The 10,419-nt window shown below is 47.5% G+C and carries 7 protein-coding genes; 1 reads left to right on the top strand and 6 read right to left on the bottom strand.

What is annotated here, in order from left to right; translation table 11 throughout:
- Positions 1 to 181 precede the first annotated feature (181 nt).
- The 6 genes from PSE7429_RS07030 to PSE7429_RS07055 form a co-directional block, all read right to left on the bottom strand.
- On the bottom strand, positions 182 to 2,341 hold the full coding sequence (locus PSE7429_RS07030; RefSeq protein ID WP_009626417.1) for a molybdopterin oxidoreductase family protein: 2,160 nt from the start codon (positions 2,339 to 2,341) through the stop codon (positions 182 to 184).
- A gap of 14 nt (positions 2,342 to 2,355) precedes the next feature.
- The gene (locus PSE7429_RS07035) at positions 2,356 to 4,374 is read right to left on the bottom strand and encodes an ABC transporter ATP-binding/substrate-binding protein (protein WP_009626418.1); all 2,019 of its coding nucleotides are present in this window, start codon (positions 4,372 to 4,374) and stop codon (positions 2,356 to 2,358) included.
- Positions 4,375 to 4,393: 19 nt separating this feature from the next.
- Positions 4,394 to 5,230, bottom strand: coding sequence for an ABC transporter ATP-binding protein (locus PSE7429_RS07040; RefSeq protein ID WP_009626419.1), 837 nt, complete (start codon positions 5,228 to 5,230; stop codon positions 4,394 to 4,396).
- A gap of 57 nt (positions 5,231 to 5,287) precedes the next feature.
- Positions 5,288 to 6,217 carry a nitrate ABC transporter permease gene (ntrB, locus tag PSE7429_RS07045; protein ID WP_009626420.1) on the bottom strand — a complete coding sequence of 310 codons (930 nt, stop codon included), beginning with the start codon at positions 6,215 to 6,217 and terminating at the stop codon, positions 5,288 to 5,290.
- Between the two features lie 102 nt (positions 6,218 to 6,319).
- A complete protein-coding gene (locus tag PSE7429_RS07050; RefSeq protein WP_009626421.1) occupies positions 6,320 to 7,657 on the bottom strand; it encodes a CmpA/NrtA family ABC transporter substrate-binding protein in 1,338 nt (445 codons plus the stop codon).
- 73 nt (positions 7,658 to 7,730) lie between these two features.
- Positions 7,731 to 9,290, bottom strand: a complete 1,560-nt coding sequence (locus PSE7429_RS07055) for a ferredoxin--nitrite reductase (RefSeq protein ID WP_009626422.1) — start codon at positions 9,288 to 9,290, stop codon at positions 7,731 to 7,733.
- Positions 9,291 to 9,588: 298 nt separating this feature from the next.
- On the opposite strand from PSE7429_RS07055, the gene PSE7429_RS07060 reads away from it, so the two are divergent.
- A complete protein-coding gene (locus tag PSE7429_RS07060) occupies positions 9,589 to 10,338 on the top strand; it encodes a pseudouridine synthase (RefSeq protein ID WP_009626423.1) in 750 nt (249 codons plus the stop codon).
- Positions 10,339 to 10,419 lie beyond the last annotated feature (81 nt).

Genomic DNA, 10,419 nt, shown 5'->3' on the forward strand with positions numbered 1-10,419 from the left:
GTTCGGGATAATTGGAAACGGGCATTGAGGGAGGGTTTACGTAGTAAACCCTCCCTCAATGCCCCAAAGTAATACCAATTCACGAAAGTGTGACAACACTTTTGTGAATTAAACACCAAACCCAGTAAGGTTTTGAGATTCCCAAAATGGCAACGCCATTTTGGGAATTGGTATAATTATGTCAACGAGCTAAGGAAATTGCGACGGCGCAAGCCTTTAATTCTGGTTGTTTTGAGTCGGGATCTGCTTCCGCATGGGTGAGCGCATTGGCTTCCGCATTCTCTGCCCAGAGTGCGCCCCAATGCATGGGCACAAATAATACGCCACGGGAAATCCTCTCAGTCAGCATGGCAGGAAATTTGGAAGCGCCCCGACGCGATCGCACTTCTACAAGATCGCCAGCATTGATGTTGAATTTTTCCGCATCCTGAGGATGGATTTCGATAAAGGGATGGGGATGCATCTGGCGGATTTTGTCAATGCGTCCCGTGCGGGTCTGGGTATGCCAATGTCCGTAAAGCCGACCAGTGGTCAATATAAACGGAAACTGTTCGTCAGCGGCTTCAAATACCCCTTGGGCATGATAAGCCCCAAATCTTGCCTTGCGATCAGGGGTATGAAATTGTAAATCACCGTAGAGCCGCTTATTGTGTAAGCGATCGCCTTCGGGGTTTTGCTCTGGAGCCTGCCATTGGATCGCTCCCATGTCCGCAAGCTTGGCATGGCTGATGCCCGTCATGTCACAGGGGCGATCGCGGGTGATCTGCACGAATTCGGAATGCACTTCGGCAGAGGTTTGAAAGTCAAATTTATCGGCAAACCCAAGGCGGCGACCAACTTCTGCAAAAATAGCCCAGTCATCACGCGCTTCACCAAGGGGAGGGTGAAAGGCTTGGCAGAGGGTAACACAGCGCTCGGAATTAGTCATAGTACCTGTTTTCTCGCTCCACTGGGTGGCAGGCAGGAGAATATGGGCATAGTTCGAGGTCTCGATCGGATCATAGACATCTTGATAAATGGTAAAGGGCGATCGCCTGAGCGCCTTTTTGGTTCTCTCTAGATCGGGAAAGCTGACAGCGGGATTAGTCGCCGCAATCCAGAGTAAGCCCACTTCATCCGCTTCGAGTCCGCAAATCATGTCCCAAGCCGTGCGACCAATGCGATCGGAAATCTGTCCAGAGGGTAATCCCCAAAATTTTTCTAGCTCGGAACGATGCTCAGGATTTGCCACAAAACGATATCCTGGTAATAGATTTGCCAGTCCTCCTGCCTCCCGACCTCCCATGGCATTAGGTTGCCCAGTTAGCGAAAAGGGACCCGATCCCGCTTTACCAATTTGGGCGGTTAGTAGATGCAAATTAATGATGCATTGGACTTTGGCAGTACCCTGAGTCGATTGATTAACACCCATCGACCAAATGGATAGAACTCTGGGCGAATCAGCCCAATATTTCGCCGCTAGATAAAGATCGTCAATATTGATGCCACAACGACGCGCTACAAATTCGGGCTCATAGATCTGGATAATATCGCTAAACTCGGCGAACCCCGTAGTATGGTTTTCGATGAAATCGCGATCGCATTTTCCCCATAGCACCAATAGATGGGCAATGCCATTTAATAGATCGATATCCGTCCCTGGTTGAATCGCTAAGTGTAGATCGGCGACCTCCGCAGTTTGAGTGCGGCGCGGATCGACGACAACGAGCTTAACTTGAGGATTTTTCTTGTGATGGCGGCGAAAGCGATTAAAAATGATGGGATGACATTCGGCGGTATTGGTACCGATCGCAAATAAGCAATCGGTCATATCCAAATCTTCATAGCAACAGGGGGGACCATCCGCACCAAAGCTTTTAACATAGCCAGAAACGGCGGAAGACATACAGAGCCGCGAATTAGCATCAAAGTTATTCGTTCCCAAACAACCCTTAAACAACTTCTGGGCAATGTAATAATCTTCGGTTTGGAATTGCCCTGAGCCGTACATACAGAGAGCATCAGCGCCTTTAGTTGTCAGTACCTGCTGAATGCGATCAACGATCGCCTCTAGAGCCTCGTTCCAACTCACTTGGCGAAACTCAGCATCAAGGCGATCGCGCATCATGGGGTGCAGTAGTCGATCTTTTTGAATTGATTCGGCAATAGTCGCTCCCTTGACGCAGACCATGCCTTGGCTGGAGGGATGGGCGCGATCACCTCTGACTTTAAAGCGATCGGCAAAATTAGCATGGGGGGGAGCGACGGTTTCAACAATTTCTAACCCGCAACCGACACCACAATAGGGGCAAAGGGTTTTGGTAATTTTGGGCGGATCGATAGAAGGACGAGGTGCAGACATAGAGAGATCTTTAACTATTGGCGAACCGCTACTTTTTTGGTGGCAAAACCTTTAACGGGGTCGAAATAGCTGGCTTCGGTAAATTGGGAATAGGGCATAGCTCGCAAGGCAGTAATGGGATCCTGCGGATCAAATCGCGATCCATCCGCTAAAACGATCGGCTCCCCATCTTCCTCAACAATTGGTAGTTCTAACTCCTTGGCCGCTTGCTGATAGACATCCGTTGCTAGTAAGTTATCAATTACCTCGGCATGATTCTCAGGGAAATTAACTAATCCCCAACGCGCCATTTGGGCTAGCACCCATAGCTGTTCCTTATGGGATGGCATATTCCCAACGCCAAATTGACAGAAATCTTGCTCATATTTCGCTTCCATGGTACTAACGCGATAGGGACCCGCAAACCCAGGACGTATATAAACTGGATCGAGATTGAGGTATTCAGGTTTTGCTAAAGTCAGCACGACTTCATCGCGATTTTCTAAGGGTTCGCAAAATTGCGAGGCTTCCAGCAGTGCTTTGACGATCGCCAGATGGGTATGGGGATACATCTCCGCCCAATCTTGGCGAACGCCTAATACCTTCTCAGGATGACCACGCCAAATATCTAGATCGGTGGCGACCACAAAGCCCGCATTGGAATTTACAGCCCGAACGTTCCAAGGTTCGCCAACGCAGTAACCGATGATATTGTTAGCGATCAGGTTGGAAACCATCTGGGGTGGGGGAATGACGATCGCATCGACATCTCGATCTGGCTCGATCTGACCGCTTGCTAACCAATGACGCAGCATTAAGTTGTGCATTGATGCGTGATGCACCATACCCATGGCTGGTCTATAGGCATCTTCATACTTGGCAATATAGGTCTTGAGGGAAGCGAGATCGGTTACGCCTTCCTCTTGAAGTTTATGGCTGAGAGTGATGGCATTGCCATTGCGGTTTAAGGTCAGCGAAGTCACTATGGGAACGGGGATACGGTTACCCATACCTAGAGTGATCGCTAGGGGCATTCCCGTAACCATCTGTGCTGCATCCAAACGTCCTTCGCGAATTCCCTCGGCTAGGTCATTCCAACTCGTTTCCTTGGAGAGTTTGACATCTAATCCATATTTGGCAAATAGCCCCTGCTCTTGCGCGATCACCAAGGGAGCGCAATCGGTGAGAGGAATATAGCCGATGGTAAGATTGGTTTTCTCAATACTCCCAAGACTTATAGCTGCGTTACTCTTGAGTTTAGCCTTTTCTAGTTTGATCTGCTTTTGGCGATCGAGGAAGTTCACTACTTCGCTCCGAAGCCGATAGTAATTGGGATGATTGACGGATTCCAAGCGTTTGCGAGGATGGGGCAAATCGACGGTGAGAACTTGACCGATTTTGGCTTCGGGTCCATTCGTCATCATGATGATGCGATCGCTCAGCAGTAGAGCTTCATCAACGTCATGGGTGATCATCACCGCCGAAATTTTATGCTCGTCACAAATCTGCATTAATTTCTCTTGCAATCGACCTCTGGTGAGCGCATCTAAAGCGCCAAAGGGTTCGTCTAGTAATAGAATTTTGGGTTTAATCGATAAAGCGCGAGCGATTCCCACCCTTTGCTTCATTCCTCCCGAAATCTCTCGAGGATATTTCTCAGCGGCCTGACTTAATCCGACCAGATCGATATTTTCTTGAATGATGCGACGGCGTTCCGCCTTCGGTAAATCTCGCAAAACACGATTGACCGCCAACCCAATGTTCTGCCTTACCGTCAACCAAGGCAATAATGAATGGTTTTGGAACACTAACATGCGATCGGGACCTGGCTCGCGGACTTCCCGACCCTCGAGGACAATTCCCCCTGTACTCGCCTTGTCCAACCCAGACAAAATATTGAGAACCGTGGATTTGCCACAGCCCGAATGCCCAATGATGGAGACAAATTCTCCTTCCTTCATCTCAAAGTAGACATCTTTAACGGCAACGTAAGGTTCTCGGTTTTTGGTTTTAAAAACGCGACTGACGTGATCGATTTCTAGGAATGTGGACATAGTTAATTATTCAGGTTAATTATTCAGCCTCATCGGCGAGGGCAAAGCGGTTATACAGAAATTCCAAAATGTAATTGCGGAGCGTGTAGTAACGAGGATCATCGGCGATCGCTTTACGGTCGCGAGGACGGGCAAAGGGAACATCGATAATTTCGGCAATATTGGCAGCGGGACCATTGCTCATCATCACGATGCGATCGGCAAGGAAAAGGGCTTCATCAATCTCATGGGTAATCATCAGTGCCGTAACGCGATTTTTGCGCCAAATGGCTAAGAGCTCTTCTTGCAGTTCTTCGCGGGTCATGACATCTAAGGCTCCAAAAGGTTCGTCAAGGATGAGAACTTCTGGACGGATGGATAATGCACGGGCGATCGATACCCTCTGGCGCATTCCGCCCGAAAGCTCCTTCGGCTTTTTGTGCATTGCTTCGGTTAAGCCGACTAGCTCTAGAGCCTCATACGCAATTTTGATTTTTTCCTCTTTAGACTTGTCTTTATACACCTGCTTAACGGCAAGATAGACATTCTCAAAGGCAGTCATCCAAGGGAGCAAAGAATAGTTTTGGAATACCACCATGCGATCGGGACCTGGTCGGAGAATGGGACGCGATCGCAAGCAAATTTCGCCAGAAGTCGGTCGGTTAAAACCAGCCACCATATTTAAAAGAGTTGATTTGCCGCAACCTGAATGCCCGATCACACAAATAAATTCGCCTTCATAGATGGTTAAATTTACATCTTGGAGAACGGTGTAAGAGCCTTGCGGAGTTGGATAGACCTTAGAGACTCCATCGATCACTAAAAAGGGATCTTGATGTATTTGCTGGTTATTATCGGTAAGATCGAGAGTCTGCATGGGAAGAAGGAGTTTAAGGGAAAGAATAGGGTATCAAAGGGAAAAGAGAGTTAATAGCTAAGCATCTGACTGGGCGACGAGTTTGCTTAGGTAATAAACGACCTTATCAAGCATGAAGCCTACTAAGCCGATATATGCCAAGGACAGAATCAACTCACTGCTCTTTTGGCTGTTGTAGCTATCCCAGATAAAGAAGCCAATACCTACGCCACCAGTCAGCATTTCTGCGGCGACGATCGCCAACCACGATAGCCCGACAGCAATCCGTAAGCCTGTAAAAATATAGGGTGCTGCCGAAGGCATCAGGATCGTAATGAAATAATCAAACTTACTCAAACGGAGTACTCGCGAGACGTTACGGTAATCTTGGGGAACCTGTTGCACGCCCACGGCGGTATTCATGAGGATCGGCCAGATGGAAGTTACGAAAATCACAAATAGGGCAGCGGCTTCGGTAACATCAAGTCCTATGGACTTGAGCGATTCATTTACTCCTTGAAAGGCGGACATGGCGATCGGTAACCATGCCAGCGGTGGAATTGTGCGGAGTACCTGAAAAATCGGGTCAAAGGCTCGATAGAGAAATACATTTGTGCCGATCGCAATGCCAAGGGAAATACCGATTAATGCGGAAGCGGTATAACCGATCGCCACGCGCCGCAAACTGACCATGGTTTTCACACCCAGCCCCTTCTCAATGGTTAGTTTTTCCTTCAATTCTTTACGGGCTGGGCTATCGACTTTATCCTTGGCACTAACATCATAAACATCGCGATCGAAGAAGGGATGCCAAATATATTCTTGAGTTTCCTGCCATACCTTGCTCGGTGGTGGAAGCGGTGGCGTTTTACCCGAACAGAGCATTTGCCATGTGCCTAACAGAAACACCAAAGCCAGTACGGGGGGAATTATGTAACGGGCTTGTTGTTGCAGCCATTCACCAATGTAGTTAGCCGTAAATTTAGAACTTAAGCTCCCTGTCGCCATTTGGATATATCCTTTATAAGTTATAAGTTTAATAATGATGACAAGGGGCTTTAGCCCCTTGTTTTTGGGAATAGATGGAATGATGCGCGATGAAGATTTTGACTAGGCTTTCTTGATCTTTAGCCCTTTGAGATATTCACTGGGATTTTCAGGATCGAACTTGACACCATCAAAGAAAGTCTCAACTCCACGGGAAGTACTCTTCGGAATATCGGCTTCTTTCCCAATCATTTTTGCCGCTTCTTTCCATAGATCTTCGCGATTGACCTTATCGACTAATTTCTTGGCATCAGTCTCAGCATCAAGATAGCCCCAGCGCATATCTTCGGTAACAAACCAAATATCGTGGCTCTTGTAAGGATAGGAAGCCGAATCCTTCCAGAATTTCATCGCCAGATCGGGATTGTCGAGGGTTCTGCCATCGCCATAATCAACCTTGCCTTGGAGTCTACCTAAAATTTCGGCAGGAGGAACTTTTAACCATTTATCCGCACCGACGATCTTACACATCTCTTCTTTATTTGCGGCTTGTTCACACCAAACTTGAGCTTCGAGAACTGCGGCAAGGATAGCTTTAGCCGCCTTGGGATTCTTGTCAACCCAGTCAGCACGCATCGTGAAGGCTTTCTCAGGATGATCTTTCCAAAATTCACCTGTGATAAAAGCCGTATAGCCAGAGTTTTGGGCGACTAAACGTGCATTCCAAGGTTCGCCTACACAGAAGGCTTGCATGTTGCCAGCTTTCATGTTGGCAACCATTTGGGGTGGGGGAACGACAATCGTACTTACATCCTTGTCTGGATCGATACCATTAGCCGCTAACCAGTAACGCATCCATAGATCGTGATTTCCGCCAGGGAAAGTTACCGCACATTTGATCTCTTTGCCCCCAGACTTGATTTTGGTAAAACTGTCTTTGAGAGAGTCGCTCTTGAGGGTGATTTTGAGTTCTTTAAAATCATTAGCGATCGACATCGCTTGACCGTTGGTATTGAGCCTTGCCAAGATATACATGGGCACTTTTTTGCCATTGGTGATTTTGCCTTCCGTGAGTAAGTAAGGCATTGGAGACAAGATATGCGCTCCGTCAATACCACCAGCGTCTGATCCAAGGGCAATATTGTCGCGTGTAGTTCCCCAAGAAGCTTGCTTGAGAACTTCTACATCCTTCATGCCATACTTCTCAAACAATCCTTTCTCTTTTGCGATAATTAGAGGCGCAGCATCGGTAAGGGCAATGAATCCTAATTTTGCTTTCGTAACTTCAGGTGCACCTGCGGCACTGACTGATGCGGTTGGCGATTTACTCGCTGAAGGGCTAGCAGCGCTGGTGGTTTCGGTTTTCGGTGCTTCGCCACCCGTACAGGCATTTAAAGCGATCGCGCTAACAGTAGAAAGCCCTGCGGTGGTTAAAAACTTGCGACGAGAGAATGTACTCATGGATTTCCTTGATTTCCTTAAATTTGATGACTGAGTGGGACTGAACGTAATCCTGAAATAATTGAGAACTGACTTAACTAACTAAGATCAATTCCGCCGAAGGTTGAGCGATTGCTTGTTGCTTAGGTGTTGCACCGAAGTTTTCCATTAAGAGCTTACCGACGACTTCTCGCAGATCTTCACAGGGAACTTTTTCCATGACACATGTGCCGAGATGGGCATCCTTGCCAACCTTGCCACCCATGTAAATATCAACGCCATCGACAACCTTGCCATTCTTGCGAGTTTTACAACCAGTAAAACCGATGTCGGCAACCTGTGGCTGAGCGCAAGAGTTGGGGCAACCACTCCAATGGATGCGCACCACTTTAGGAAGATCGTAATCTTCGGCAAGCTGATGGGTAAGGGCAAGGGAACGATTTTTCGTTTCCACGATCGCTACTGGGCAAAACTGATTCCCCGTGCAGGATACTAGTCCCCGCATGAGGTTGTTCGGCTCGGCAGGGAACTTCTGAAGAATGGGTTCTTGCAGAAGCAGTGGAACTTGGCGATCGCTAACATGGGTGATCAGCAGATTTTGCTCAACAGTAAGACGGATATCGCCATTACCGTAAGTATCGGCAAGCCGCGCCAGTTCGTATAGATCGGAGGCATACATTCGCCCGACGGGAATTTGGAGCCCGATGTAATTTAATCCCTCTTGCTTTTGTGGGTGAACGCCGATATGGTCGCGTTTTTCCCATGAGATCTCATCTTTAGCCGCAGCTGTGGCTAAGGACTTACCCATCTGCTTCTCAACTTCTATACGGAATTTTTCAATTCCCCACTCATCAATGAGATACATCAGTCGAGCTTTTTGACGGTTTTCGCGCAGACCATGGTCACGAAATACGATGAGTAAGGCTTCACAGAGAGCAACCACATCCTCAGGAGGAACCCATACGTTAAGAGGAATTGCCGCGGCAATCCGTTTAGCTGAGAAGAATCCACCTACGAGAACGTTAAAACCAAAGGCTTTTGAAGAGTCTTCTTTAAAAGCAGGAATAAAAGCGAGATCGTTGATCTCCGCATGGGTGGAATTATCACGACAACCAGCGATCGCAATATTAAATTTCCTAGGTAAGTTCGTAAAGGCGGCATTGCCTTCACCATTATTGGTCAGTAGGTTCTGAACTTGGATGGCGAGCGCGCGAGTGTCATAAAGCTCATTGGCATCAATACCCGCCACAGGCGAACCCGTAATATTCCGAATATTGTCCATCGCTGACTGAACACTTGTCAGACCGACAGCGCGAAACTTCTCAAACATCTCAGGTACATCTGCGAGCTCTATGCCGCGCATTTGGATATTCTGGCGGGTAGTAATATCCGCTACGCCATGGTCACCGCACTTCTCAACTACGGAAGCAAGGACACGCATTTGATCGCTGTTCAATAATCCATTGGGAATTCGCATCCTGACCATAAAACGCCCAGGGGTGCTTTTACGAAAAAATACGCCTAGCCATTTCAGGCGATGCTGCAAATCGTCATCGTCGATCGCTTCCCAGCCAATTTCCGCGAAGCGAGCTATTTCGGCTTTAATCGCCAGACCATCCTTGACAGCTTTGAGGTCTTCAATTTTATTTGCCATGTTTATTTGCTATTTGCTGTTTCCTTGGCTCATTCTCGAAACTTTATATTGGGGCGATCGCTGTTGGAGCAAAATCCCAAATTCCTAGTTTTCAAGCGCTATTGCGACTTTGTATGGGCTTTACACTACTTAACGTTTCGATCCCGCTTCGTATAAGAAACTACATATTTTTCAACATTATTTAATAATTGCAATGGTGTGATGCAGTAAGCGCATCAAGGCTCTGTTTCTTAAGGTTTGGTAACGATAGCGATACTTGTTATGCTGGTTAACCAAACCAATCGATTAATATTTGGGCATGGGTGAGCGCTTACAAAAAATTCTGTCTAGGCATGGCATTGCCTCCCGTCGGCAAGCTGAGCAGCTAATTTTGGCTGGCAGGGTGGTAATCAATGGTCAGATGATCGCTGAATTGGGAACTAAAGCCGACCCAGAGAGCGATCGCATTGAAGTTGATGGCAAGTTATTGCAAACCCACGCTCCCAAGTTGACATATCTACTACTTAATAAGCCCATCGGTGTAGTTTGTACCTGTGACGATCCCCAATCCCGCATGACTGTGATAGACATTCTGCCATCACAATACAAACATGTTTATCCTGTGGGAAGGTTGGATTACAACAGCAGTGGGGCATTGATCCTAACTAATGATGGTGAATTTGCCAATTACTTAATGCATCCTCGGCATCACGTTCCCAAAACCTACGAAGTTTGGGTCAAGGACATTCCCAGCGAGATCAAGATTAAACAATGGCAAGAGGGAATTATGCTTGAGGGTAAACGGACTTTTCCTGCTGTTGTCAATGTTCTACAAGTAGAACGTTCTCCCCACCAGAATTCCCGCACCCTATTACAAATAGTTCTGTCTGAAGGTCGCAATCGTCAAATTCGGAAAATGGCGGAACAATTCGGGCATCCAGTTTTAGCATTGCATCGAGTGGCGATCGCCTCGATTTCGCTCCATACGCTTAAAAGCGGAACCTACAGACATTTAAGCGATCACGAGATCGCGACCTTGTATCCCACATCTCAACAGTCTCAACTATAGCCATCCTCAAATCCCAAGTGGCGGCGCTTCGCACCGCCACTTGGGATTTGATTAAGAATAGAATGGCGGCGCTTCGCGCCG

Source organism: Pseudanabaena biceps PCC 7429 (assembly GCF_000332215.1).
Taxonomy (GTDB): Bacteria; Cyanobacteriota; Cyanobacteriia; order Pseudanabaenales; family Pseudanabaenaceae; genus Pseudanabaena; species Pseudanabaena biceps.